We start from the raw sequence: 26474 nt of genomic DNA, 5'->3' as shown, positions 1-26474 counted from the left end.
AACCGATTTTTCTCGATCTACTTCACCACCAAGGTCTCCCCCAAATACTCTTTGATCGCCTCCTGAAAATAGCGCCGGGCATGATAAAGTCGACTCATGACGGTGCCCTTGGAGATGCCAAGCACGTCGGCGATCTCCTCGTAGGCCAGCCCCTCCACCTCGCGCAAAATGAGGATCGTGCGGTGTTTTTCGCTGAGTGTGTCGAGCGCCTCGAGCATATTATCGCGCAACTCTTTGCGCGCGTAGACCCGGTCGGGGCGCAGCCCCAACGTCGACGACATAATCTGCTCGTCGCCGTCGATATCATCCTCCCGCCCCACCGCGTCATTATAGTCGACCTCCGAGCGGCGATTGCGCTTGCGGATAAAGTCGATGCATTTATTGACGGTGATGCGGTAAAGCCAGGTATAAAAGCTCGAATTATGATTGAATTTTTCGAGGTATCGAAAAACTTTTATGAAGACGTCTTGGCTGACGTCCATGGAGTCCTGCTGATTCTTCAGCATCCCGTAGCAGATGGAGTAGACCTTGCGCTGGTAGCGCACGACCAACTCCTGGAACGCGTCCTGGTCCCCTGCCTGGGCTCTCTCGACAAGTTGTCGCTCATCTTCCACGTCGCTTCCCATTGCTATGAGCTGGGCTACAAATTGGGGGCTCTTAGCGAGCCCCCAGGATCCGATCAGGCATCCTCATCGTCCGAAGCGTCATCTTGCGCGTCGTCGGCGTCGCCATCGGGCGCGACCTCGCCGTCGGCGCCTTCCAGGGCGAGGCCGTCTTCGCCGATCTCGTCCTCGTCCTCGTCCTCGTCTTCCTCACCCTCGGGGAGTCGCGCCATGCTGACGACGGTCTCTTCGGGGTCGGTGACCATCACCTTCACGCCCTGGGTGTTTCGCCCGTAGGTCGAAATCTCGCCAACGCGGGTGCGCAGGACCTGGCCGTGGTCGGTGATGAGGATCAACTGATCATCCTCACTGACGAGGCGAATGCCGACCAATTTACCGTTTCGATCGTTGACCTTCATGGTGATGACGCCGAGGCCGCCGCGCCCGCGGATCGGATACTCGCTGATGACGGTGCGCTTACCATAGCCATTCTCGGTGATGGCGAGCAACGTCTGCGGCTCATCGGCGGTCTCTTCGCCCTCGGGCGCGTCTTTGGGCACGACCTCCATGCCGACCAACTCGTCGTCATCGCGGAAACGCATGCCGATGACGCCGCTGGCGTTTCGCCCGACCGCGCGCACATCTTCTTCGTGGAAGCGAATCGCCTGGCCATTCTGGCTGACCAGCAGGATCTCTTCGCTGCCGTCGGTCAGGCGCACCGACACAAGTCGGTCGCCGTCTTTGATATTGAGCGCGATAATGCCGCCGGAGTGCACGTTCTGATAGGCGTCCAGGCGCGTCTTCTTGACCAGACCGTTGCGGGTGGCAAAGACCAGGAATTTATCGTCGTAGAAGTCATCCGCGGCCAGAATCGTGCGCACGACCTCATCGCTCTCCAGGGGCAACACGTTGGCGACGTGGCTGCCGCGCGTGGTGCGTGAGCCCTGCGGGAGCTCATGGGTGCGCAGCAGATAGAGCTTGCCGACCGACGTGAAGATCAAAATATTGGTGTGCGTCGAGGCGACGAACATATCCGTGACGAAATCCTCGTCCTTGGTCGCCATGCCGCGTTTGCCACGCCCACCACGGCGCTGCGCGCGATACTCATCAAGCGGGGTACGCTTGATATAGCCCTGGTGGCTCAGCGTCACGACCACGTCTTCTTCGGCGATAAGATCTTCGACCGACAGGTGGCTGACATTATACAGAATCTCGGTGCGACGCTCGCTGGCGTTAATCTCGCCGGCCTCGACCAGCTCGTCACGAATGACGCCCATCAGCACCGACTCGTCGCCCAGGATGCTCTTCAAATACTCGATGGTCGCGCGCAACTCGGCCAGCTCGGCCAAGATTTTGTCGCGCTCCAGGCCGGTGAGTTTTTGCAGGCGCATGCGAAGAATCGCGTCGGCCTGCAGCTCGCTGAGCGCGAATTTCTCCATCAGGCCGGCGTGGGCCTCGGCGGGCGATGCGCTCGCCCGGATCAACGCGATCACCTCATCGAGGTTATCCAGCGCGATCTTCAAGCCTTCGAGGATATGCGCGCGCGCCTCAGCCTTGCCCAGCTCGAAGATGGTGCGGCGAGTGACGATGTCGCGGCGGAAATCCACGAAATGCATCAGCACTTCTTTGAGCCCCATCACCTTCGCCTGTCCGTTGACAATCGCGCGGGTGATGATGCCGAAGGAGGCCTGCATCTGGGTCATCTTAAACAGGTTATTGAGCACGATCTCGGGGATCACGTCGCGGCGCAGCTCGATCACCATGCGCATGCCCTTGCGGTCGGACTCGTCGCGGATGTCGGTGATGCCGTCGATCTTCTTGTCGCGCACCAGGTGGGCGATCTTCTCGATGAGCCGCGCCTTATTAACCTGGTAGGGCAGCTCGGTGGTGATCAGCGAGGACTTACCGTTCTTCTCATTATACTCGATATCCACGCGCGCGCGCATGCGGATCACGCCGCGCCCGGTGGTGTAGGCGTCGCGGATGCCCGAGGCGCCGTAGATCAAACCGGCGGTCGGGAAGTCCGGGCCCGGCACGATCTGCATCAGCTCGTCGACCGAGATCTTGGGGTTGTCGACCAGGGCCACGGCCGCGGCGATGACCTCGGTGGGGTTATGCGGCGGGATATTGGTCGACATACCGACCGCGATACCCGAGGAGCCGTTGATCAGCAGGTTCGGCAGGCGCGCCGGCAGCACCGACGGCTCTTTCTCGTTGCCGTCGTAGTTGTCGACCCAGTCGATGGTGTCCTTGTCGATGTCCGACAATAACTCCTCGGCGACCCGGTCCATGCGGACCTCGGTATAACGCATCGCAGCAGCGGAGTCGCCGTCGATGGAGCCGAAGTTGCCCTGGCCGTCGACCAGCGGCATGCGCATATTGAAATCCTGCGCCATACGCACCAAGGCGTCGTAGATCGAGGAGTCGCCGTGGGGGTGGAATTTACCCATGACCTCACCGACGATACGCGCCGATTTCTTATAGGCGCTATTCCAGCGGTTCCCCAGCTCGTACTGACCGTAGAGGATGCGGCGGTGCACCGGCTTGAGCCCGTCGCGCACATCTGGCAGCGCTCGCCCGATGATTACGCTCATTGCGTAGTCGAGGTACGAGTTACGAATCTCGTCCTCAATATTTATTGGGATGATGTGGGTCGACTCATCTGCCATGAGAAATTCTCCTTCCTACTTACAACTCGAAGACGTGTGCGCACGGATTGAGAGCACTATATTATGAAGCAATTTTTAAGAATTTGGGCGCGCCAAACTAGAAAAGGCGCTAATTCGCCCGATACGGCCTCCGTGACGACTGCGCGTGGCAGCGCTCAGGGGCGGTATTCGGAGCGCCGCGAAGCTACCAATAACGCCGCCTACGGGCAAGCGCGCCTTGCAGAATATGCATCTTAAAGCGCCGCGGGCGAAATGAGGCGCCGCAACCCAGACAAACGCGCCGGACAGGCGATTTGCGATGAATTTGAAAAAATCGCCTTGCCGAACCCAACTCGCTGGTTAGCTTCCACCTAACTTTCGAGCCCGCCAAGATTTTGGACCTCGAAAACTGCTGAGCCAGAGAAACGGGCAGCGCCGTCTCAGCATTCCGCACCTCACCTAAATACCGCTGCGCAGCCCTACGCGCCGCCTCGAAGCGCGATTTTTTGTGCCTTCGAAAAAAGAAAAACATCAGTGGGAGCGGAAAAGTGAACCTATTTTGAATCCTTTTTGATTAGAAAGCTTCTAAAGAGATGAAACGCGTTGGAATACCTCCTAGAGTGCTTTGGGCGGTGACGGCGCGAGACAAAGCAAGACCGCGCTGGCCTGATGACGCACCAGAACCAAACGACCTTTGATTCGATGCAGTAAATCCGGCCCTTCAATATAGCTCACCGCGAATAAGGAGAAGTCGAGATGCTAAAAATCAACGAGTTCAACACCGAAACAGACCTAGCCCCCGAAGGCAGCAAGATGCAGGTTTTTCAAGATACCGCGATGGGGTATATTGACGAGCTCTATGCGAGCGCGCTGCGCTACACCAAGAACGAGCGCGACGCCGAGGACCTGGTCCAAGAGACCTTCCTGAAGGCCTATAATAACTGGGATCGCTACCAGCAGGGCACCAATTGCCGCGCATGGCTCTTCACGATCCTGACCAACACGTTCATCAATAAATACCGTCGCAAGAAGAAAGAGCGCGAGATCCTCAACGCCGACGATCTGCGCCCCATCGAGCAATTCTTCTTCAACCGGGAGAATACCAGCTTCTACGACAGCCCGTCTCAGGACGTCGTCCACGGCTCGTTCAGCCAGGACATCAAAGACGCGCTGGGGTCGCTCTCCGAGGAGTTCCGTACGGTCGTGGTCTTGGCCGACCTCAACGACTTCTCCTATAAAGAAGTCGCGCATATCCTGGACTGCCCGGTGGGTACGGTCATGAGCCGGCTGTTCCGTGGGCGTAAAATGATGCGCCGCGCCCTGGTCGACACCGCCTACGACCGCGGCATCATCCGCGACCGCGAGCCCTTCCTGCACGAGGACTCCAACCGCACGCGCCGCTCGGTGCGCAAGGCAAAGCTTAAGGAACATCGCGAAGACGAGAAGAAGGCAGTCGCCTAAGCGCTGACGGACTTCGCGGCCGCCTCGCCCTTCTTATTCGCCAACGAAGCGCGGTCTTAGGACCGCGCTTCGTTGTGTCCGCTCCTTTTAATGTCGGGCATCGCGCCAAAAAGAAGCGCGATTTCATCGCGGATTGACCCGCCTCCCCGAAACCGCTAACAACGCCCCATATTTGAGCGGTAGCCATGGGCATTGTCTCAAATACTCCAATCGAATTCACAAGATACGCTTCTTAAAAAACGCAACACATATTGGGAGATCGCAGCATGGCAAAAGAATTTTTGAACACCGGACACGAACTCTTCAGCGACCTTGACTATAAAGTACGCGAGCTCAACCCGAGCTCGGTGCGCTTTGGTCGCAAAGAGATCGACATGGCAGAAGTCGAGATGCCCGGCCTGATGGCGCTTCGCGCCCGCTACGGCGAGTCGAAGCCGCTCAAAGGCGCGCGCATCATGGGCTCCTTGCATATGACCATCCAGACCGCCGTGCTCATCGAGACGCTTATCGCGCTGGGCGCCGAAGTTCGCTGGGTCTCCTGCAATATCTACTCGACCCAGGATCACGCTGCGTCCGCCGTCGTCGCGGGCCCCAACGGCAGCGCCGAAGACCCGCAGGGTCCGGCCGTTTACGCGTGGAAAGGCGAGTCGATTGAAGAGTATTGGTGGTGCACCTTTCAGGCGCTTAACTGGCCGGACGGACAGGGCCCGAACCTTATCCTCGACGACGGCGGCGACGCCACGATGATGGTCCACCTGGGCGAGCAATATGAGCGTGGAGGTGGCGTCCCGTCGGCCGCCGACGCTACCACCGCCGACGTGCGCGTGCTTCGCGAGCTGCTCGCCGAAGTCCAAGAGCACGACAAAACCTTCTGGGGCAAGATGGCTCCGGGCATCAAGGGCGTCAGCGAAGAGACCACCACGGGCGTGCATCGCCTCTATCAGATGACCCAGGAAGGCACGCTGCTCTTCCCGGCCATCAACGTCAACGACTCGGTCACGAAGTCGAAATTCGACAATATCTACGGCTGCCGTCACTCGCTGGTCGACGCCATCATGCGCGCGACCGACGTGATGCTCGCGGGCAAGCGCGCGCTGGTCTGCGGCTACGGCGACGTCGGCAAAGGTAGCGTCGAGTCGATGATCGGCCAAAAAGCAAAGGTCGCCGTCACCGAGATCGACCCGATCTGCGCCCTTCAGGCCACCATGCACGGCCTGGACGTCATCACCGTCGACGACGCCATCGAGCGCAGCTTCGACATCTTCGTCACCGCCACGGGCAACAAAGACGTCATCACCGCCGCGCATATGCAGAAGATGAAGCATAACGCGATCGTGTGTAATATCGGCCACTTCGACAACGAGATCGACATGGCCGGCCTCGAGGCCATGGCCAAAGTGGGCAAGGTCGAGAAGATCGAGATTAAACCCCAGGTGCACGAGTGGCGCTTTGAGGACGGACACTCGATCATCATTTTGGCCGAAGGTCGCCTGGTCAACCTGGGCTGCGCCACCGGTCACCCGAGCTTCGTGATGAGCGCCTCGTTCACCAACCAGGTCCTGGCCCAGATGGAGCTTTACGCCAACGCTGAAGCCCACGGCACCAACGTCATCACGCTGCCCAAAGAGCTCGACGAAGAGGTCGCCCGCCTTCACCTGGAGCAGCTCGGCGTCAACCTCACCGAGATGACCGACGAGCAGGCTGCCTATATCAGCGTCGATAAAGCCGGCCCCTATAAGCCGGACTATTACCGCTATTAATCTTGAGCCGAAGTCGGCTTAGGTAGCAAAAGATTGGCCCGCGCGGAGGAGACTCCGCGCGGGCTTTTTTATTGTATTTCGCCGAGGTCGACTTTGAGCGACAGGTAGAACGCGCGCCCGGGGAGCGGCCGCTGCAGCGAGTCTGCGCCGCGCTGCTGATCGGTGAGGTTTCGGGCGTTAAACGCGACCTCCCAGCCCGGCCGCGGCGCCACCGACGCGCCCAGGTCCAGCGTCCAAAACGCCGGGTTATACAGGTTCGCGAAGCTATCGAGGTAGACCCGGCTGCGCCAATCCGCCTGGGCAAAAACGCGCGCCGACGCCAACTTCGAGAGCCAGGCAACTCCGCCTTTTCCGCCCAGCTCGGCTTCGGCGCGCGCCGCGCTCTGATGGGCCGGCTGCCCCGGCACCGGCGTGCCATCGGCCATCGCGTCGAGCCAGGCGTCAGTCCAGGTATAATTGCCGCGCACGCTCATGCGCCGATGCGGCCGCAGCCGAACCGTCGCCTCGATCCCGCGGCTATGCCCGCTGCCGAGGTTCGCGGCCTCGAAAAGATACGCCGTGCGCGCCACAAAATAGATCGACTCCTCGATCTCACTCTGAAACCACACCAGTTCGGCCGCGACCGGCGACTTCTCGGCGCCCAATTCCAGGCCGCCGTCCCAGCTCAGCGCCCGCTCGGGGTCGAGGTCGCTGCGCCCGCGCACGCCGGCCATGTCGAGGTATAACTCGTCAAAATCCGGGGCCCGAAAGGTCTGGGCGATATTGCCCTTCACCTTGAGCCAGCGCCTCGCGCGCCACAACGCGCCGAAGGACGGCATCAGCGGCGTCCAACTTCGGGTCGTCGTCGATTCGCCCCCCGAAACCTGGCCCAATGGCGTCGATTCATCGCCGATATATTCGGCCCGAAGCCCCGCGACCAGACTCAGCGCCTCACCGCCCAGCAGCAGCTCATTGGAGAGCGCGGCGCCAAAAGTATTGCGGGTCGCGTCGATGGCCGAATCCTCGCGCGAGCTCGCATAATCCACGCGATGCGTCGCCCCGTAGACCTCGCGGCGCCCCTCAAGATTCACGTGAATCATATTGCCAAAGTCGAGCCAAATACCGCTCTCGGCGTTGAACACCACGCTCTCGACGGTCGAGGCGTCCGCGACCTCGCTGCTCCCCAGAAACCCGTCGGGATTCTCGTAGGCCGTCCCGCGGCGCTGATACCCGGCGAGGGCGCGCGCATCGACCGCGCCCCAGTCGGCGGCGAGGAGCGCCGGGCGCTCCCACCCCAATTGAGCGATGAGGCGGTCCTGCTCGAGGCGCGCGTCGCGGTAGCGCTCCTGGAACTCACTCGGCCCGGGCGCCCCGCCCTCGCCCATCTCGTAGCTGAGCAGCGGGCGCAGCGCGTGCGCCCCCAAATCAACGCGCCCCGCCCCGTTGAGCCCGAGGGTCCAATGGTCATTATTGACGCGCTGATGGCGGGTCCCCTGGGCGTCGATAAAGTCAAAGTCGCCCGCGCTCTGCTGCCAATTCGCGTCGAGGCGCATCGCGTAGTCGGGGCGCGAAAACGTGCTGTTCGCGGCCAGCCCATAGGTCCCAAAACTCCCGCCCATCGCGGTCGCGCTCAGCGATTCGCCGCTGCCCTGGGGCAGCCGCGTGCGCAAGTCCAACGCCCCGCTCAAGCCCCCGCTGCCCTGCACCACGGCGGCCGGCCCGCGGTAGACATCCGCCGAGTCCAGCCCGGCGAGCGATAAGCTGCCGATATCAAAGCCAATGCCGGCCGGCGCGCGCACGCGCATGCCATTGAGTGAGACCGAGAGTTGGCGCGAATTACCACCCCGCACCGACGCGAAGGCCGGGCGCCCGAAGCCCGCGCTTCGGCGCATATTGACGCCCGGGACTTCCTCCAAGACATCGCTGAGGTCTCGCCCGTAGCGCGCGGCGTCGTCTACGCGCACGCGGGTCACGAAGCCCGATGGCACGCGGCGGTCCTCGACCGACGCCTCGGCCGAGGTCACGGTTTTGACCGTATAATCCTCATCTTCTGCGCCAGAATCTTCGGCAAGAACGAGCCGCGGCGCGACCCCCAAGAGGAGAGCCGCGCCGAGAATAGCGAGCGATTTTGATGCAAATCGCGTCGAAGGGGTGCGCAACATCAGCCAACCTGCTCAGCCGGCTCAGCCGGTTTCGAGGGGTCTTCTGGGTGCGGTCGAAACGCGTCGCGGATCAACTCGATGGCCATCAAACCCACGCCGATGCAGATCAGCGCGTCGGCGATATTGAAGGTCGGCCAGCGATAGGCGTCGGTATATTTCCACACGATAAAGTCGATCACATAGCCAAAGCGAATGCGGTCGATAAAGTTACCGATGGCGCCCGACGCGATAAAGCTAAGCCCCCAGATCATCATGCGCTGATCGGGCAGAACCCCGCGCAATATAAAGAGAATCATCAAGACCGCCAGCAGGCTGACGATGACGAAAAACGGCACGCGCCAATCCTCGTGACCGTCGGCCAGGATGCCAAACGCGGCGCCCGGGTTCTCGGTATATTGATAATCCCAATAGTCCGGAATCACGACCACCTTGCGGTTGGTGACCTTGATCTCGTCGAGGGCGTCGACGGGGCTATCCGGGGCGAGTTTGGTGCCGTCGGGGCGCTCGGTGTGGTAGCGGGCGATGGCATCGATCTCTTCGGGCGTATTGCTCTCGAATTCGGCCGTCAGAAAAGACTGCACCGTGGCGCCCTCGGCGGCCTCATCGACCGGCAAATAGATCGGATGATCCACCGACCCGGCGCGCTGGGTTGCCAGGCGCGACGAGGCGTAATCCTTGCTCCACTGGTCGAGCGCGACGCCGACCAGGATCACGAGGAAGAAGATGATATATTTGGTGAAATTTGGCTTCATGTGTTTTCCGCGTTTAGCTCGTCCACGACCGATGCGCAGCGTTTGCAGGTTTCGTCATCGCTCGTAGGCGCAATCCAATAATTCCAGCAACGCGGGCATTTCTTCCCATCGGCCGGCTCAACCTCGACCTCGACCAATTTATCGGCCTCAGACGGTTCTCCTTCGAGCACGTCGGCGTAGCTGACGATGCATAACGCGTCGAGTTGCCCGGAATAATCCCGCAACAACTCCAGAGTCTCGCCGGTGGCGTGGATGCGGATATGCGCTTCCTGACTGCTGCCAATCTGGCCGGGCTTCTTCTGCTTACGCGGCACGCGTTTTTCTTCGAGGGCGCGCTGCACCTCCTGGCGCACCTCCAGCAAGCGCTCCCATCGCTCGGCGAGCTCCGGGTTGGTCCACTCGGCCGGGGTCTCGGGGAAGTCGGCCAAGAAGACCGACTCCGGCTCATCGGCGCTATGCGGCAGATATTGCCAGACTTCCTCCGCGGTGAACGAGAGGATCGGCGCCATCGCGCGAACCAGCGCGTTGAGCACGCCCGCGTACGCGGTCTGCGCGGCCAGGCGCTTGGGCCCGTCGGGCGCTTCGCAATAGATGCGGTCCTTGGTCACATCCATATAGATGCTCGACAGGTCGACCGTCATAAATTGCAAAAGCGTGTGGTAAATCGTGTGGAATTGATAGTCCTGATACGCCTCGCGCATGCGCTCGATCGTCTCGGCGGTGCGGTGCAGCACCCATTTATCGATCTCATAGAGGTCGTCGTAGGCCACCGCTTTGTCCGGGGTATACCCGTCCAGGTTTCCGAGCAGGAAGCGCGACGTGTTGCGGATCTTACGGTAGGCGTCGGCGACGCGCTTGAGGATCTCGTCGCTCAAGGAGATATCGCCGCGATAGTCGACGCTGGCGACCCACAGGCGCAGGATCTCGGCGCCGTATTTCTCGATCATCTTCTCGGGCGGCTCGAAATTTTTGGAGGATTTCGAGTATTTACGCCCCTGCTTATCGGTGACAAAGCCGTGGGTCAGGCAGGCTTTATACGGGGAGTTTCCGCGGGTTCCGACGCTGCACAAAAGGCTGGATTGGAACCAACCGCGGTGCTGGTCGCTGCCCTCAAGATAGAGGTCGGCGACATCGCCCCAGCCGAGCTTGGTCTCCAGCACGGCCGCCCAGGAAACACCGGAGTCAAACCAGACGTCCAGGATGTCTTCTTCCTTGCAAAAATCGGTGCCGCCACAGCCCGGGCAGGTCGTCCCCGGGGGCAACAGGTCTTTGGGCTCGCGGTCAAACCACACATCCGCGCCGCCCTCTTCGACCATATCGGCCACGTAATCGGCGAGCTCGCGGGTCGCGATCGACGCGTCGCAATCGTTGCAATACATCGCCGTGATCGGCACGCCCCAGGAGCGCTGGCGGCTGATACACCAGTCCGGGCGTCCCTTGACCATGCCCTCGATGCGATCTTGTCCCCAACCGGGCACCCATTGCACATTCTCGATCTCTTTGAGCGCAGCCTCGCGCAGACGGAAGCCGTCGGGATTGCCCGCGGACTCCGGCTCCATGGCGATGAACCACTGGGTGGTCGCGCGGAAGATGATCGGCTTTTTGGAGCGCCAGCCATGCGGATAGCGCTCAATCACGATGCGCTCGCCCGGCTGGTTGAGCAGGCGGTTGAGCTTGGCCAGGTGCTGCGGGATGACCTTATTGGCGCCGAAGACATGCACGCCGCGCAGGTTCATCGGACCTTTGTCGGCCTCGATCTCAAGGTCGATATTATATTTGCCGGATTGGTTCACCGGGCAGAGGACGTCGAGGCCAAACTCCTGGCCGAGCACATAGTCCTCCTGACCGTGGCCGGGCGCGGTGTGCACGCAACCGGTGCCCTGCTCGAGGGTGACATAATCGGCCGGCAAAAGCGGCGATTCACGCTCGATCCAGGGGTGACTCGCGGCGAAGCGATGGCGCACGCCGTCCTGTTCACCGAAGCCCGCGCCGATCTCACCGACGAGCTCACGCCCCTCGAAAGTCTCAAGGATCTCAACGGCTTCTGCATCAATCGCGCAGTCTTCCAAGACCTTTTCGCGCAGCCCTTCGGCCAGGACATAGACCTCGTCGCCGCTGGCGACGAGCTGGTATTTAAGCTCGGGATGAAGGGCGATGGCGAGGTTCGCCGGCAGCGTCCAGGGGGTGGTGGTCCAGATGACCACGAAGGTCTCTTTGCCCTCGACCTTGGCGGCCAAATTCTCGGGCAACTCCGCGATCGGGAATTTCACATAGACATGCTCAGTGCGAAATTCGTCATACTCGACCTCAGCCTCGGCCAGGGCGGTCTGCGCGTCCCAATCCCAATGCACTGGCTTGAGGCCGCGGTAGACGATGCCCTTCTCGAAGAAACGCCCCAGCGTACGAAGCGTGGTCGCCTCATAGTCGTAGGACATCGTCTTATAGGGATCGTCCCAGGCGCCAAACGCCATCGTGCGACGGAACTCGCTGGCCTGCACGCCGACCCATTTATCCGCGTATTCGCGGCAGGCCTGGCGGATCTCGACCTTCGACATCTCGCGTTTTTTCTCGCCCAGATTCTGATCCACCTGATGCTCAATCGGCAGCCCGTGGCAGTCCCAACCCGGCACATATTCGCAAAGATTGCCGGCGAGATTCTGGTATTTGACCACAAAATCTTTGAGCGTCTTATTGAGAATATGCCCGTGGTGAATGTTGCCGTTGGCGTAGGGAGGGCCGTCGTGCAGGATAAAGCGCTCGGCGCCTTGCTCCATACGTCGCGCTACCATCTTCTTATAGATGGCTTTCTCCTCCCATTGCGCGACCTGTTCGGGCTCGCGCTCGGCCAGGCTTGCACGCATGGGGAAATCAGTTTTCGGAAGATTAAGACTGGCTTTATAATCCGTTGCCACAAGGGCCTCTCTGATGTTGCCGGGGTCGTTTCGGCGGGTCGAAATTAGACAATTAATTTATTCGAAGATGACGCAAAGCGCCGATTCTTTTTCACGTTTTTTGGAAGCGCGCTCACCCTGAGGATATCGAAGATGCGCCGAAAATTGGCACACCCCGACATGATTCAAACGCGGAGCGGGCACCGCAAGCAAATCGTGTACCGTAACACGGCTTTTGAGTCTAGCCTCGCCGCCTCCGCACAGATTTGCATTCGGGGATCTCGGGCGCTATTTATGGCCGCCCAATTCGATGGATGCTGGAAATTTCGCCATTCGCAGGACATACTCGCCAGCCATGGAAAACCAACCGAATCCTAAATTTCTTCCGCTGCTCGATCTGAAGCGCCCGTGGCAAGCCTATATTCAGGCGCCGGGGCGCGCCGAGCACTACGAAGTCAGAACCGAAGACGGGCTTATCCTGGCGCTGCGCCGGGTGCGCCCCTTTGGGTATGTCGACGCGGTGGCGGGCGTCGCGCGCCCCGCGGTGATGTTATTGCACGGGCTGGCCGCCAACCACCGGGGCTTTCATTTCCGCGGGCGCTCCCTGGCCGAGTGGCTGACGCGGCGCGGATTCGATGTGTGGCTGCCGGAGCTTCGCGGCCACGGCGATAGCCAATTTCACGGCGTGGGTTGGCGCTATAGCGACTATCTTCGCTATGATTTGCCGGCAATTATCGCCACGATTCAGCAGCACGCCAGCAGCGAGAAGATCCACTGGATCGGCCATAGCATGGGCGGCATGCTGCTGATGTCCTACGGGATTTTGAACCCATCGGCGCCGATCGGCCAGGCGATCGCGCTGGGCAGCGCGCTGGAGTTCGAGGACCCCAGGCGCGGCATGTCTCAGTTGCTCAAGATCCGTCCGGCCTTCGACCGCCTCGGGATCATCCCCTTTCGCTCCATCATGCGCGGATTCGCGCCGGCGGTCGGGCGCGCGGTGCGCGTCGGGGCGCCATTTCAGGTGTGGCCGACCAATATCGAGGGGCAGGCGCATCGCGAGCTCTACGCCAATTGCTTCGAGGATATCCCGGCGAGCCTGCTCGTCTCGCTGTCGGGGCTTTTGGAGCCCGGCGGCATTAAACTTGACGACGGCTATTGCCTGCTCGAAAACGGGGCGAATTTCCCATTCCCGCTGCGCATACTCGGCGGAAGCCGAGACGCACAGGTCTCGGCAGCATCTGTCGTAAGCACCGCCAGACGCCTGGGCCCCGCGGCCCACAGCATCATCCTCGGGCCGGATTCACCTGGCGAAGGGCGCACGCGCGAGCATTACGGCCATTGGGGATTTATGGTCGGAAAAAACGCAGAAATTGAAACATGGCCGCTCATCGCTCAGTGGCTTGAGAACAAATAAACTCAAATTAGATACCCGCATCAGGACCTTAGATTATGGCCGGATTTAGCTTTTTTGCGCTGCTCGACGATGTCGCCACGCTGCTCGACGATATCTCGGTGATGACCCGCGTCGCGGTCAAACAAACCGCCGGCGTCCTCGGCGACGACCTCGCCCTAAACGCCGAGCAGGTTACCGGCATGGGCCAGGAGCGCGAGTGGCCGGTGGTCTGGGCGGTCTGCAAGGGCGCCGCGCTTAATAAGGTCATCCTGGTGCCGGCGGCCCTGCTTATCAGCGCGTTTTTACCCCAGATTATCCCGGTCCTATTGCTGATTGGCGGCACATTTTTATGCTATGAGGGCTTCCATAAGGTCTATCATTATTTCTTCAAAAAGAAGCATAAGGACGCCAAACCGGCGGGCGAATTCGACCCCAAGCAGGCGGCCAAGGTGCTGCCTCCGGTCGATATGGTCGCCTACGAAAAAGAGCGGGTCAAAGGAGCAATCCGCACCGACTTTATCCTGTCGGCCGAGATCGTCGTGCTGACCCTGGGCGTCGTGTCGACCCAATCCCTGCCGGTGCAATTGGGCGTCCTCGCCGCAATTTCCGCCGTCGCCACCGGCGCGGTTTACGGGCTGGTCGCGGGCATCGTGAAGATCGACAATGTGGGGCTCTACCTTACGCAACGCAAAGGCGACGGCGTGATGACGCGCATCCTGCACGCCATCGGACGCGGCATGTTGCGCGCGGCCCCCTGGGTGATGAAGAGCTTGAGCGTGATCGGCACCATCGCGATGTTTTTGGTGGGCGGCGGGCTCTATGCCCATAATATCCACGCGATCGGCGACCTGCTAAACGCCTGGGCCGCCGCGACCGGACCGCTGAGCACCGTGGTCGGCATCCTCCTCCCGGGGGTCTTTGGTTTGCTCGTCGGCGCGGTCGTCAACGTCGTCATCGCCCTTGCCAGCCCGCTGTTACCCAAGCGAAAAAAACCGCTGCCCGAAATCTCGACCGAAGCCTCGACCGAGGGCTAATCGAGCCGCGCTCCAACCCCATCCTTAGGCCCGCGCGCTCTCGCCGAAGATCAGGTTGATCAGCAGCGAGGCCGTGATGCACACCGCGATCGCCGCGACCATCGGGCGCGCGGTGTCGTCATGCACCGAGCTGACGATAAACGCCCCGATCCCACTGAGCAAAAACTGCAAGAACCCGTAGACCGCCGACGCGCTGCCGGCGTTCTCGCCGTGGGGCGCCAGGGCCAGCGCCGTGGTCGAGGGCAGGATAAACCCGAGGCTGGCGATGAAGACAAAGAGCGGCACCAGGAAGAGATAAAACCCACCGATCTTCAGCAGCGTAATTGGCAATAAAACGAACATCGCCGCGGTCGCGACGAACATCGCCACCCGCACCGAGCGGCGCGGGTCGATGCGGTCGCTGATGGCCCCGTTAAATTGGGCGGCGATCACCAGGCCGAAGGCGTTGGCGCCGAAAAAATAGCCAAAATGCGCCTCGGAGACGCCAAAGTACTCCATAAAAACGAAGGGCGAGCCGCCGATATAGGCGAAGAGCGACGCCGAGGCGAGGCTGCCTGAGACGGTATTCGCCATGAAGAGGCGATGCTTAAAGAGTTCGCGATAGACGCTCAGAATTTCGCCCACGCTGCGACGTCGGCGGCGCTCTTCGGGTAGGCTCTCGTCCAAGAATTGCGACACCGCGAGCAGCACCAACAACGCCGCGCCCGCCTGAACCCAGAAGATCGAGCGCCACCCGAAGCCGACGACCAACCAGCCGCCGATGACCGGCGCGACGATCGGGGCAATCCCCATGACCAGGATCAACGCCGAGAAGACCCGCGCGGCCCGGCGCTCCTCGAAGAGGTCGCGCACCACCGCCCGGGCGACCACCATCTGGGCGCAACCGCCCAGCGCCTGGAAGAAGCGCAGCGCCGCCAGGGACTCCACCCCGACCGCGAAGGTGCAGGCCGCCGAGGTCAGCGCGAAGGTCAGCAATCCTGTGTAAAGCGGGAGCTTTCGGCCGTAGCGATCCGCGATCGGTCCGTAGAATAACTGCCCCAGCGACAACCCGATAAAATAGGTCGCGAGCGTCCACTCGACCCGGGCGAGGTCGGTATTGAAGTCCGTCGCGATCGCCTTGAAGCTCGGCAAATACATATCGATCGCGAGCGGCCCCAGGGCCGACAGCGAGCCAAGGATGATCACCAATAAGACGTAGGATTTCCCCGTAATTTCGGGCTTATGCTCTTCCTGGCGGCCTACAAAACCATCGTTTTCTTGGGGTTCCACATCATCTCGAATCTGCGCGCGCATGGCGGGATAGTCAGTACTGGGGCGGCTCATAGGATGGACTTCTTTTGGAGGGGTTGGTGCGGAGAGTTCCGACGCGCACCTCGTACGCGACATTGAAACTCGAAGCAAGACCTCAAGATTCCCGCCCGGCTCCGGGGCGCGCGCGCTGTCCCACGCGCGGCAAGCGCTTGAATTCAGCGCGCGCTGAGAGTAAGCCTGAGGGGTATATTGCGGGGTTTCGCCCGAGTAAATGACCCACCCATAACGCCCAGGCCCAACGTGTCATCTTTCCGAAAAAGCATCGAGAATAGCAACGCCGGCGCCTATCTGCTCACCTTTTTGAGCTTTATCTTTTTTGCCATCGTCGGCACGCTTATCTTCCTGGCGCTGGGCCTGCATATCTCGTCCTTCGTGGGGCAATTCATCGGCATCCTGGGGGCAGCGCTCCTGTGGAGATTCGCGCTCAAGGATTCGGCGGCGAAGTGGCCCAAATTCGGGCTGACGGTCTCGCCGCAGGCGCTTGCGGTCTCGATCCTGGCCGCCGTCGCGCTCGGCATGCTCGCCTCGAGCATCGCCACCCTGATGATTGAGACCATCCCGGCGGTCAAGGAATTCGCCGAGGGTTATATGGCCCAGGTCGCCGAGCTGATCACCGAGGCCAAGGGCTGGGAGCGCGTCGTCGGCATCCTCGCGGTCTGCGTCGCCGCCCCGATCTGCGAAGAGGCGCTGTTCCGCGGAACCATCCTTCAGGAACAACGCAAAGTTGAGCGCGTGGCGGTCGCCGTGACCGTCAACGGATTTATGTTCGCTGCCTTCCACTTAAACCCGATCTCGGGCCCGGGCCTCTGGATTCTCGGCGCGTTCCTCGCCCATCTCACCATCCGAAGCGGCAGCCTGCTGCCGGCGGTTCTGGCCCACGCCTCGCTCAATACGACGAACGCGCTGATCATCCCGGCGCTCACCTCCACCGGCGCCGAGGCCGAGGCGAGCACCCCGAGCGAAATCGCCATGATGACCGTCGGCCTCGCCGTGCTCAGCGCCCTGCTCTGGTGGGGCGCCATGAAGTTGATGCCGCCCGCCGCGCCCGAAAACACCCGCCCCGCGCAGCGCTAAAGGGCCGGCCGCGTCAGGCCGGCTGCGACTCTATTTGCTCTTGAGATGTCGTGGCTTCGGCCATCCGCTCGCGAATCAGCGCCAATATTTGCTCCCCCTCTTTGAGGGCGCGCAGCCGAATATCCACCGCGCTGCTGCCGACCGTGTAGACCTCGACATCGCGGGTGCCGAAGAGTTTATTGGCCATATTTCGGCTGCTCTCAAGGTGGTCGATACGCTCAAAGACCACGCTTCGGCGATAATGATAGACCAGCGGAAGTTCGATAAAGATGCGGTCGCCTTCGACTCGATAACGCGTGCGCTTGCTGCGCAAGGCCACCCACGGCAGCGAGATCGGCATCGTCAAAATGGGGAGAATCAAGAGCGCGAAGCGGCCGAAATGGCGCATCGCCTCAGTTGCGGCATTGGGTCGAAATTCACTGGCAGAGCCAGCCTCGAGCGATGCGACACGGCGGTCGAGCAGCAGGCTGTCGAGGCGGTCGTGGAGCACGCGAATCGCCGGCAAGAAGTCGATCTTCATCGTGAACCCGCCGCCGGTGGCGATGCTAAGCGCGCCGCGGCTGCTGGCAGGGTATTGAACGGTGGAGACGCCCTTTATATGGCAGGCAGCGGTGTGGTGGCTAAAGTGGCGAAAGACGCCGCCGGCGACGGTGACGGTGTGCGCGTCGAAGGTGGCGCGCAGCCGGCCCACCCGAAGGGATTGCCAGAGCATATAGGTCGGCAGCCCGAGCAATAGCGCGCCCACGCTGATGCTCGCGGCGAGCGCCCAGGAACCCTCGACGAGCCCAATGAAGAGGGCGGCGCTGAGCACGGAGGCGCCGGCGCCGAGGAACGAGCCGAGGTGTGCTTTCATCCCCTCGAGCAACGTGAATTTCGGGTTCATCGCTTGCTTTGAGGGCGCGTCTGAGCTCGGCGCGGCCGGCTTAAAGCCAAGAGCATCTTCGAGCCCGGCGATCAGATTCGGGTCGTCGGCGATATATTGAAAGTCCAGCGGCTGAGCGCTGCCGACGGAGCGCAGGCGCAGGGTCATCGTGCCCAGCAGTCGGTCGATGGGATTGGTGAGGATGGAGAAAGATGTGATCTGGTCGACCGCGAACTTCGTCTCCTGGCGGTTCAAAAAGTCGAAGGTTTTGCTCGCCCGCTGCCCGTCGAAGCTATACTCGGTCGCCCGCGCGTGGAGCACGCCGCGCCCCATGCTAAACAGGGTCGAGGCCAGCCAGATCGAGCCCCAGATCGCGATGGTCCCCAGCATCCCGGCGCCGATGGTGCCGAGGTTGTCGACGCCCATGGCGCTCAGCGCGGCGAAGAACCCCATGCTCGCGAACACGATCAACGGCAGCGTCATCAGCTTGAGCAGCGAGCCAGTCGCGGCGCGCCAGACCTCGGGCTTAATTGTATAGGTGCGCGACGAGCGCGACCCGGCGGCGCCTTGCGCGTCCTCCGCCGCCGCAACTTCGGCCAGAGCCTGGCGCGACGCCTTCATCTCATCGAGCTGCAGCTCCAGCGCCGCCGCGAACTCCTCGGCCCCCGGCATGCTATTAAAGCTCAGGTTGCTGCCGGCCCCGCGCGAGCTCAATTGCAGGTCGCTCAAGCCCAGGATTCGCTTATAGAGGGGGCGCAATAATTGGGTGTCGGTGAGGTTCTCGAGCGGAATAAATTGGCGTTTTTCGCTCAAAAATCCCTGGTAATAATCGACCACGTCATCGTGAAGCGTGAGGGTGCGCCGCGATAATTCGATGAACTTAAAGACCATCCAGATCGTGAGGCCCAGCACGATAATCCCGCTCAGCCCGAACACCACGATGCGCACGATAAACTCCACGCGCTCGACCTGCGCGACCGCCTCCTGGGTCAGCGGGCGTAGGCTGGCCGCGACATTGGTGGCGATGCGCCCGAAGGCCAGGGCCACCGAGTCGGCGACCACGACGATGGAATACGCCGTGGCGATGCCGAAGCCGGTCATATCGACCAGAGCGCCAAGAATGCCGGATTTTTGCCGGGCAATCCGGGCGTTTCGCTGCATCGAAAAGCCCTGCGTCCTCATATTTTGGGCGATGCGCCGGTAGATGCGCTGCGGGTCTTCGATATAGACCAGGCGCGCGTTTTGGTGGGCGCTGCCGGCCTCTTGAATGACGATATGTCCGACGCCGTGCAGCAGCTTGAGCAGGTAAGGGCTGCGCCACTCGACCAGGGTAATATTGACCAGATCGAGCTCGACGCGCCGGTCGCCAAAGACGCCGCCGTGATTCACCAGGATGCGGTCTTTGGCGATTGTGTAGTGGGTTCCGCGATAGGCGATCGCGCGCGCGACGAGCAACAGGATCGGCAGCAGGATGAGCAAGGCGGGGCCGGCCCAGGCGCCGTTTCCGAGCACCAGAAAAACGCTATCCCAGACCGAGAAATAGGCGAGCATCAAGATTAGGGACGTCGCGGCCATCCAGAGGGTCGGGCGGATGACGAAGGGACGAAAAAGCGGTCGAATTTTCAACTCTGAATGATCCACAACTCACCTACATCAAGAGCGCAATTCGACCGCGTTTCGCGGCGCGCTAAAGGGCGCGATTATTCCTCTTCGAGGCCGTCGTCGTCCTCGGCCTTTTGAACCTCTACCGTGGGCAAATGCGCGCGCACGAGGTGACCGCGCTGGATGACCCAGCGGCCTTTATTTCCGCGCGAGGTGGGCTGAAAGGCCGACTTCGAGCGGCTGATGGTCAACTTTTTGCCGCGGCTCGTCTCGACCTCAAGGCCCTCATAATATCCGGTGCTCAGGGTCCAGGCGAGGATCTCATCGCCCTTCTCAAGGGAGATGGTTTTGACGCCTTTGGCCGCGCCTTTATAGACGTTGATCTCGCGGGATTGGAAGGTCAGGCCGCGTCCCTCGCGGGTGGCAATGGTGACCAATTCCTCTTCGACGCAGGTGCAGGGTTCGACGTTGATGACCGAATCTTTTTTGCCCAGACGCATATACATGCGGCCCTTGACGGTGGAGGGTTCGTCGTAGCCCTCGAGGCTAAAGCGCACGCCCTGGCCCTGGGCCGAGATCGCGATCATCTCGGGCTCACCGGGCTCTTCTTCTTCGCCGACCAGGCTCGGCTGGTCGGGGGCGACGGGCTTGAGCACCCGCTTATCCATCGTGATGACGCCCGCGATCTTCTCGCCGTCCTCAAAGTCGAAATGCGCCTGGATCGGGTCGCCGTAGCCGGTGGTCGACGGAACATCGTCGATGCGCATGGTGTAGACGCGCCCGGTGGTGGTGAAGATCAGCAAGGTATTGCGCGTGCGCCCCGGCATGACCCAGCCGAGCTTATCGTTGTCGCGCACGCGGATCGTCGACAGGTCGCTATAGGATTTTTGGCGCTTGAACCAACCGTCGCGGGTGACGATGACCCAGACGTCTTCGTCCAGAATATAGTCCGCCTCGGAGTACTCAAGCTCGGGGGCGTTGACCTCGATGACGGTGCGACGCGCGTCGCCGTACACATCGCGAAGCACGACGAACTCGTTGCGAATATGCTCCCAGCGTTTGGTCTCGCTCATCAGGAGCGTGCGGATCTTCTTGGCCTCTTTGCGGCGCTCGGCGAGCTCGGCGCGGATATTTTCGATCTCAAGCTTGGCCAGGCGGTAGAGCTTGGTCTCGAGGATCGCGTCGGCCTGCAAGGCGTCGATCTTAAAATACTCGATAAGCCGCTTGGCCGCGTCCTTTTTGCTGGTCGACGCCCGGATAAGCTCGATGGCCTTGTCGAGGTCGTTGAAGATGATCTCAAAGGCTTCCAAAATATGGATGCGCCCGAGGATCTTCTCGAGCTCAAAGAGCAGCCGGCGCACCAGCACTTCCATGCGGAAGTCGCGGAAATACGTGAGCATTTGCTTGAGGTCGAGCACCGCCGGCGTCGGCACGGGCGGGTCCTCGGGGTTGGCCAATTCTGCTTGAAATTCGCGCAGATAATCGAGCAGCTCGATGACCTCGACCGCGTCCTCTTTTCGCTCCGTCGCGGGCTTGAGCGAGAAGCGCTTGATCATGTCCTTGAGCTCGCTGCCGCGCGCCAACGGGTCGGGCTGCTCGGCCGGCACAAGGCAGGTCATATTGACGTGGAAGCGGCTCTCAAGCGGGGTATGCTTGAGCAGATAAGCCATCGCCAGTTCGGGGTCGGTGCCGCGTTTAAGCTCGAGCACCACGCGAATATCGTCGGTCGACTCATCGCGCACGTCCTGCACCTGCGGCAGATTCCCCTGGATAATATGGTCGGCGATCTTCTCGACCAGCGTCGACTTATTGACCGTGTAGGGCAGCGAGGTGATGACGATGAATTTTTTATAGTCGTGGGACTCAACCTCCCAGGAGGCGCGCATCAGGATCGGCCCGGAGCCGGTCTTATACATCTCCAGCAGCTCGTCGACCGAGTTGAGCATCACCCCGCCGGTGGGGAAGTCGGGGCCCTTGATATGGCGATCGACCAGGTCTTCGATCTCAAGCGTGGGCTCGTCGATCAGCGCGATCAGCGCGTCCAGGCACTCGCCGAGGTTATGCGGCGGGATATTGGTCGCCATGCCGACCGCGATGCCGGTCGCCCCGTTGATCAGCAGCGTGGGCACCTGCGAGGGGAGCACGGTCGGCTCGGAGTCGGTGCCGTCGTAGTTGGGCCGAAACAGCACCGTGTTCTTCTTGATCTCGTCGAGCAGCTCCGAGCTTAAGTTCGTGAGCCGGGCCTCGGTATAACGCATCGCAGCGGCCGAATCCCCGTCGACCGACCCGAAGTTGCCGTAGCCGCTGACCAGCGGGTAGCGCAGCGAGAAGTCCTGGGCCATGCGCACCATCGCGTCATAGATCGATTGGTCGCCGTGCGGGTGATATTTACCCATGACCTCACCGACGATACGCGCGCTCTTCATATGCTTGGCGTCGTGGGTCAGGCGCAGGTTGCTAAACATCCCGTAGAGGATGCGCCGCTGCACCGGCTTAAGCCCGTCACGCACGTCGGGCAGCGCCCGGCTGGTGATGACGCTCATGGCGTAATTCAGGTAGCGCTTCTTGGCGGTCTTATGCAGCTGGATCTTTTCGACTTTGGCAACCACTTCGTCTTCTCCGTTTCAGGCTTAATCGGGGGCGTGCATCCGTGCGTGGCCCCGGGCGGTGCTCAATTGGGCCGGCGTTGGTTTATCATTCACGTGTTTGAAGCTCAATAGCACCGCGCAAATGAGCAGTGCTTGGTTGTGGGGGTGCAGATTTGCGCGGGGGTCGGTTCTTGTTGGCCCCCCCGGCGCCTTCGCGCCTGCCCGCCAGGCGAGGCCTGGGGGGCGATTGTTCGGGTTTGCGAGGTGGTCGGTTCGCGGGGATTTCGGTTTCGCAAGGTCCTTGGGAGGATCGCGATAGAAGCCCCTGGGCGAAGCCTGGGGGCTGGCCGCGTTCAGCGGCCGAGGGCCCGTGACGTACCTGCAAGGTGTTGCTGGTTCGCGCAAAATGCTGGGCTCCTATCCCCTTGAGCAATACTTGACTTCCACCCCACCCCTACCTACGACTACCGATAGTAACTCTTCTGCTCGCCGGAGATGACCTTGTTCGAAAAAATCCGCCTGGATATCCCAGTTCTGCTACCCGAGGTTCCCGACACACGCGACGCGTGCGTCTCGCGGCTCGACGCGATGCTCGTTGGCCAACCCGGCATCATCGAGGCGCATATTGTGGATGAGCAAGCGTCGCCCAAATTATGCGTTCACTACGAGCCCGACACGATCAGCTTGCAGCGTGTGCGCGAGCTCGCCCTGGCGGCCGGCGCGCGGTTGACCGAGCGATACGGCCACCTCGTCGCCGATATCGCCGAGACCTCCACGCCGCGAACCGCGCGCCATAAGGCGCAGCGCCTCAGCCAAATCGACGGGGTTTTGGAGGCCGAACTCTCGGGCGCCGGGGGACTGCGGGTTGAATATGATCGCGACGCGATCTCCGACAAAGCGCTGCGCGCCGCGATCGCAGATCTTGGCCTCAATATTCGGCATGCGTTCGGCGAGCCGGCGCATGAACACGCGTCGCACGATCACGAGCACGATCACGGCGACCACGACCACGACAACAATGGCCATGGCCATGGCCATGGCCACAGCCAGGGAGACTCGCGGGTAGAACTCGGCTTTGCCCTGGCCGCCGGTTTTTTCGTATTGCTCGGCTGGTTGCTCCCTAAATTCGTCGCGCTTTCGTCCCCGTGGATGCAGCTCGCCCCCCTGTGGACGGCCTACTTTTTCGGCGGATATTTCACCGCCAAAGAAGCCTTCGAACATATCCGAAACCACTCCTTCGAGATCGATTTTTTGATGCTCGTGGCGGCCGTCGGCGCGGCTGCGCTCGGCGAATGGGTCGAGGGCGGACTATTGCTCTTTCTGTTCAGCCTGGGGCACTCCCTCGAGCATTACGCCATGGGCCGGGCTCGCCAGGCCATCGCCTCACTCGCCGACCTCGCCCCAGAAGAAGCCACGGTGCTTCGTGATGGCCGCGAAGAGGTCGTCCCGGTCAAAGAGCTGCGCCTGGGCGATCACGTCCGGGTCAAACCCAACCAGCGCATCGCGGCCGACGGGTTCGTCGTCGACGGCGAAAGCGCGGTCAACCAGGCGCCGGTCACCGGCGAGAGCGTGCCCGTCGATAAGCGGCCGGTGGACGCGCCGACGCAGGCGGCCGAAGACCCGGAGAACCTCGCCAAAGAACACCGCGTCTTCGCCGGCACCATCAACGGCGCCGGCGCGCTGGTGATTCAGGTGAGCAAACGCGCCGAGGACAGCGCGCTCGCCCGCGTGGTCCAGATGGTCACCGAGGCCGAGACCATGCGCTCGCCGACCCAGGAATTCACCAAAAAATTCGAACGCTATTTTGTGCCCTCGGTGCTCGCGCTGGTCGTGTTGCTGCTCTTTGCGTTTATGGTGCTCGACGAGACCTTCGCCGAAAGCTTCTACCGCGCGATGGCCGTGCTGGTCGCGGCGAGCCCCTGCGCGCTGGCGATCGCGACGCCGAGCGCCGTTTTAAGTGGTGTGGCCGCGGCCGGAAACTCCGGGGTGCTCGTCAAGGGCGGCGGGCCGCTTGAGCGGCTGGGTAAAATCAGCGCGATGGCCTTCGACAAGACCGGCACCCTCACCGAGGGCACGCCGCGCGTGACCACCGTCGCCCCTCACGACGGGGTCGACGCATCCGAGCTGCTCGCGGTGGCCGCGGCCGTCGAAAGCCTCAGCGACCACCCCCTGGCCGCCGCCGTGGTGCGCCACGCCCAAGACGAACTCGGTCCGGCTCAGTACGAGGCGCGCGACCTGCAGAGCATCACAGGCCGGGGCGTGCGCGCCCGAATTGACGGCGAAGAGGTGCTGGTCGGAAAGGCCGCGCTCTTCGCCGAGGTCGACGGCGCCGATCTTCCCGACACGCTTCGCGAGACGGTCCACAACCTCGAAGCTGCCGGCCAGACCACGATGATCGTGCGCCTCAAAGACCGCTACCTGGGCGCCGTCGGCCTGATGGACACCCCGCGCGCATCGGCCAAACCGATGATTGCCCGACTGCGCGAGCTCGGCATCACCCGCATGATCATGATCTCGGGCGACAACCAGTCGGTCGCCGACGCGGTCGCCAAAGAGGTCGGCCTCGACGAGGCCAAAGGCGACCTGATGCCCGACGATAAGGTCGAATTCATCAAGCAACTCGGCCAGGTCGCCATGGTGGGCGACGGGGTCAACGACGCCCCGGCGATGGCCCACGCCAGCGTCGGCATCGCCATGGGCGCCGCGGGCTCGGACACCGCGTTGGAGACCGCCGAGATCGCGCTGATGGCCGACGACCTCAGCAAACTCCCCTACGCGGTCGGCCTGAGTCGAAAGACCAGCGCCATCATCCGCCAGAACCTGTGGATGTCGCTCGGGATGGTCGCCTTCCTCATCCCCGCGACCCTCTTCGGCCTGGCCATCGGCCCGGCGGTTGCCCTGCACGAAGGCTCAACCCTGCTGGTGGTCCTCAACGCGCTGCGGTTGTTGGCGTATCGGGATTGATGGGTATGACCGCCTCGCGTCCCGGAGGCAGAAAAACCCAACACGGGGCTGCTGCAGATCGCGCCGTCGCGCATCGCAAAAGCCAATGGTGTCGGATAACCTGCAACATACCGCAGATTATCCAACGGTTTCGCCGCCGCGCCGGGCGTCGGATAACCCGTCGGGCGAAGGCTCATTGCCCCAAACACTTCCCGAAACACCCACGGGAGCCATGCCCAAAAGGCCGGCTCCCGTGGCTTGTCATCGGGCGATTGACATCGAGCCGCGTTATTCTGAGGTGGATGGCGTGAAGGTGCCGCTGAAGCGATAGGAGTCGACGCACCAGCCGCCGCCATCTTCGACGATGAGCGTATAATCGCCGTCCTGGGTGACCTCGACCATGCGGGCGTTTGTGAGCCTCGCCTCAAACGCGCCAGTCTCCATGTCGAGCGTGTCGATGATCAGCTCGCCGGCGCCGGCGTTATAGCGCGCCTGGCAGGTGTCCCCGCCGTCGCAGCCGCTGCGAATCGACAGGCAGGTCGTGCACGTGGCGAGGTTGACGTCATCGATGGCGTAGGCGGTGTCGACCTCGGCCTGAGCGCGAAGCTCGAGGCGCAGCTCGTCGCGCGGGAAGTTCGGCTGGGTGGTCTCGATCAACGTCACCCAGCCGGTTGACGAGCGCGTGACCTCGGTATCGCCGCCCTCAAACCCGCTGCGCACCCCGCTGTCGGTGCACTGAGGCGCGACGAACTCGGGCAGCGGCTGGGAGCTGGCGGTGACTTCGGCGCTGGAGACGCACCAGGTCTTGCCATCCGGCAGCGCATGGCCGTCGGCGCCAAGCTCGACGAGGCGAATATTTTTGAGCTCCGCCCTGAAGTCGCCCTGCACCGTTTTTTCAAACTCAGCCACCTCAAGCGTCCCGGACACCGCATTATAGTAGGTCTGGCATTGCTCCGCGTTGTCGCAGTCGGTCGCCAGCAGCAAATAGGCGTCGTTGCTGGTGGCAGGCGCGGCGAAGTCAAATGTCCCCACGCCGTCAATGGACGCGTCGCGCACCAGCGACAGCTCGATATATTGGCCGTCGAATACCTGGTAGATACCCCAATTATCGAAAGGGGTATATTCCGAAATCGCCAGGCCCCCGGGCAGCGTAACGCCGTTTATATCGCAGCCTTGCGCGAAGACATCGTCGCGCGCGCTGCCGTCCGCGCCGGCGTCGCCCGCCCCAGAATCGGCGGCGGCATCTCGGCCACCCGCGGCGTCCGCAACGCCGCTCACACCAGCGTCGCCGCCGTTATTCGAGTCGTCGTCGCTACAAGCCGTGGCCAGGCCAAAGATCAGCCCCATGCATCCGAGCAGCAACCACTTATTACTCTCGAGTCGTATTCGCATCTGTGCTTTCTCCTTTCAGA

15 protein-coding genes are annotated in these 26474 nt (G+C 61.9%); 6 read left to right on the top strand and 9 right to left on the bottom strand.

What is annotated here, in order from left to right:
• Positions 1–17: 17 nt before the first annotated feature.
• On the bottom strand, positions 18–626 hold the full coding sequence (locus tag DN745_RS19015; RefSeq protein ID WP_111337442.1) for a sigma-70 family RNA polymerase sigma factor: 609 nt from the start codon (positions 624–626) through the stop codon (positions 18–20).
• A 53-nt stretch (positions 627–679) separates the two neighbouring features.
• Complete coding sequence (gyrA, locus tag DN745_RS19010; protein WP_111337440.1) at positions 680–3271, bottom strand: DNA gyrase subunit A; 2592 nt, start codon at positions 3269–3271, stop codon at positions 680–682.
• Positions 3272–4006: 735 nt separating this feature from the next.
• On the opposite strand from gyrA, the gene DN745_RS19005 reads away from it, so the two are divergent.
• Together DN745_RS19005 and ahcY are read left to right on the top strand one after the other, a co-directional pair.
• Positions 4007–4711 (top strand): sigma-70 family RNA polymerase sigma factor, encoded by a 705-nt coding sequence (locus DN745_RS19005; protein WP_204355050.1) that lies wholly within the window; start codon positions 4007–4009, stop codon positions 4709–4711.
• Between the two features lie 266 nt (positions 4712–4977).
• Positions 4978–6471: an adenosylhomocysteinase gene (ahcY, locus tag DN745_RS19000; RefSeq protein ID WP_111337438.1), complete on the top strand. Its 1494-nt coding sequence runs from the start codon at positions 4978–4980 to the stop codon at positions 6469–6471.
• A gap of 68 nt (positions 6472–6539) precedes the next feature.
• Here the strand turns inward: ahcY and DN745_RS18995 are convergent, their stop codons facing one another.
• Genes DN745_RS18995 through ileS form a run of 3 tightly spaced genes read right to left on the bottom strand, consistent with a single transcriptional unit; the run spans position 6540 to position 12225 of the window.
• The gene (locus tag DN745_RS18995) at positions 6540–8612 is read right to left on the bottom strand and encodes a TonB-dependent receptor plug domain-containing protein (protein WP_111337437.1); all 2073 of its coding nucleotides are present in this window, start codon (positions 8610–8612) and stop codon (positions 6540–6542) included.
• Complete coding sequence (lspA, locus tag DN745_RS18990) at positions 8612–9364, bottom strand: signal peptidase II (RefSeq protein WP_111337435.1); 753 nt, start codon at positions 9362–9364, stop codon at positions 8612–8614. Before lspA ends, DN745_RS18995 begins: the two co-directional genes overlap by 1 nt.
• Positions 9361–12225, bottom strand: a complete 2865-nt coding sequence (gene ileS / locus DN745_RS18985) for an isoleucine--tRNA ligase (RefSeq protein ID WP_239497555.1) — start codon at positions 12223–12225, stop codon at positions 9361–9363. Before ileS ends, lspA begins: the two co-directional genes overlap by 4 nt.
• A gap of 385 nt (positions 12226–12610) precedes the next feature.
• Here ileS and DN745_RS18980 point away from each other — a divergent pair, with 385 nt between their 5' ends.
• Together DN745_RS18980 and DN745_RS18975 are read left to right on the top strand one after the other, a co-directional pair.
• Complete coding sequence (locus DN745_RS18980) at positions 12611–13669, top strand: alpha/beta fold hydrolase (RefSeq protein ID WP_162687792.1); 1059 nt, start codon at positions 12611–12613, stop codon at positions 13667–13669.
• 35 nt (positions 13670–13704) lie between these two features.
• Complete coding sequence (locus DN745_RS18975) at positions 13705–14682, top strand: DUF808 domain-containing protein (RefSeq protein ID WP_111337430.1); 978 nt, start codon at positions 13705–13707, stop codon at positions 14680–14682.
• A gap of 24 nt (positions 14683–14706) precedes the next feature.
• On the opposite strand, the gene DN745_RS18970 is transcribed toward DN745_RS18975, so the two are convergent.
• Positions 14707–16005 (bottom strand): Bcr/CflA family multidrug efflux MFS transporter, encoded by a 1299-nt coding sequence (locus tag DN745_RS18970; RefSeq protein WP_162687791.1) that lies wholly within the window; start codon positions 16003–16005, stop codon positions 14707–14709.
• A 228-nt stretch (positions 16006–16233) separates the two neighbouring features.
• On the opposite strand from DN745_RS18970, the gene DN745_RS18965 reads away from it, so the two are divergent.
• A complete protein-coding gene (locus tag DN745_RS18965) occupies positions 16234–17067 on the top strand; it encodes a type II CAAX endopeptidase family protein (protein WP_111337427.1) in 834 nt (277 codons plus the stop codon).
• A 13-nt stretch (positions 17068–17080) separates the two neighbouring features.
• Here DN745_RS18965 and DN745_RS18960 read toward each other — a convergent pair whose 3' ends face one another.
• Both DN745_RS18960 and DN745_RS18955 read right to left on the bottom strand, forming a co-directional pair.
• A complete protein-coding gene (locus tag DN745_RS18960) occupies positions 17081–19555 on the bottom strand; it encodes a PH domain-containing protein (protein WP_111337425.1) in 2475 nt (824 codons plus the stop codon).
• Between the two features lie 74 nt (positions 19556–19629).
• The gene (locus tag DN745_RS18955) at positions 19630–22140 is read right to left on the bottom strand and encodes a DNA gyrase/topoisomerase IV subunit A (protein ID WP_204355049.1); all 2511 of its coding nucleotides are present in this window, start codon (positions 22138–22140) and stop codon (positions 19630–19632) included.
• Positions 22141–22614: 474 nt separating this feature from the next.
• Between DN745_RS18955 and DN745_RS18950 the strand changes: the two genes are divergently transcribed.
• Positions 22615–25083, top strand: a complete 2469-nt coding sequence (locus tag DN745_RS18950; protein ID WP_111337424.1) for a heavy metal translocating P-type ATPase — start codon at positions 22615–22617, stop codon at positions 25081–25083.
• A 267-nt stretch (positions 25084–25350) separates the two neighbouring features.
• Here the strand turns inward: DN745_RS18950 and DN745_RS18945 are convergent, their stop codons facing one another.
• A complete protein-coding gene (locus DN745_RS18945) occupies positions 25351–26454 on the bottom strand; it encodes a hypothetical protein (protein WP_133621963.1) in 1104 nt (367 codons plus the stop codon).
• Between the last annotated feature and the right edge of the window lie 20 nt (positions 26455–26474).

Origin of the sequence: Bradymonas sediminis, from assembly GCF_003258315.1 — a bacterium.
GTDB classification, from domain to species: Bacteria; Myxococcota_A; Bradymonadia; order Bradymonadales; family Bradymonadaceae; genus Bradymonas; species Bradymonas sediminis.
This window is presented reverse-complemented; position numbering and strand designations above follow the sequence as displayed.

Bases quoted from the DNA above. Each gene is read 5' to 3' on its own strand.
- gyrA (WP_111337440.1), bottom strand. From the start codon at position 3,271: ATGGCAGATGAGTCGACCCACATCATCCCAATAAATATTGAGGACGAG.
- DN745_RS18970 (WP_162687791.1), bottom strand. From the start codon at position 16,005: ATGAGCCGCCCCAGTACTGACTATCCCGCCATGCGCGCGCAGATTCGA.
- DN745_RS18945 (WP_133621963.1), bottom strand. From the start codon at position 26,454: ATGCGAATACGACTCGAGAGTAATAAGTGGTTGCTGCTCGGATGCATG.
- DN745_RS18995 (WP_111337437.1), bottom strand. From the start codon at position 8,612: ATGTTGCGCACCCCTTCGACGCGATTTGCATCAAAATCGCTCGCTATT.
- DN745_RS19015 (WP_111337442.1), bottom strand. From the start codon at position 626: ATGGGAAGCGACGTGGAAGATGAGCGACAACTTGTCGAGAGAGCCCAG.
- ileS (WP_239497555.1), bottom strand. From the start codon at position 12,225: ATGCGTGCAAGCCTGGCCGAGCGCGAGCCCGAACAGGTCGCGCAATGG.
- DN745_RS19005 (WP_204355050.1), top strand. From the start codon at position 4,007: ATGCTAAAAATCAACGAGTTCAACACCGAAACAGACCTAGCCCCCGAA.
- lspA (WP_111337435.1), bottom strand. From the start codon at position 9,364: ATGAAGCCAAATTTCACCAAATATATCATCTTCTTCCTCGTGATCCTG.
- DN745_RS18950 (WP_111337424.1), top strand. From the start codon at position 22,615: ATGACCTTGTTCGAAAAAATCCGCCTGGATATCCCAGTTCTGCTACCC.
- DN745_RS18980 (WP_162687792.1), top strand. From the start codon at position 12,611: ATGGAAAACCAACCGAATCCTAAATTTCTTCCGCTGCTCGATCTGAAG.
- DN745_RS18975 (WP_111337430.1), top strand. From the start codon at position 13,705: ATGGCCGGATTTAGCTTTTTTGCGCTGCTCGACGATGTCGCCACGCTG.
- ahcY (WP_111337438.1), top strand. From the start codon at position 4,978: ATGGCAAAAGAATTTTTGAACACCGGACACGAACTCTTCAGCGACCTT.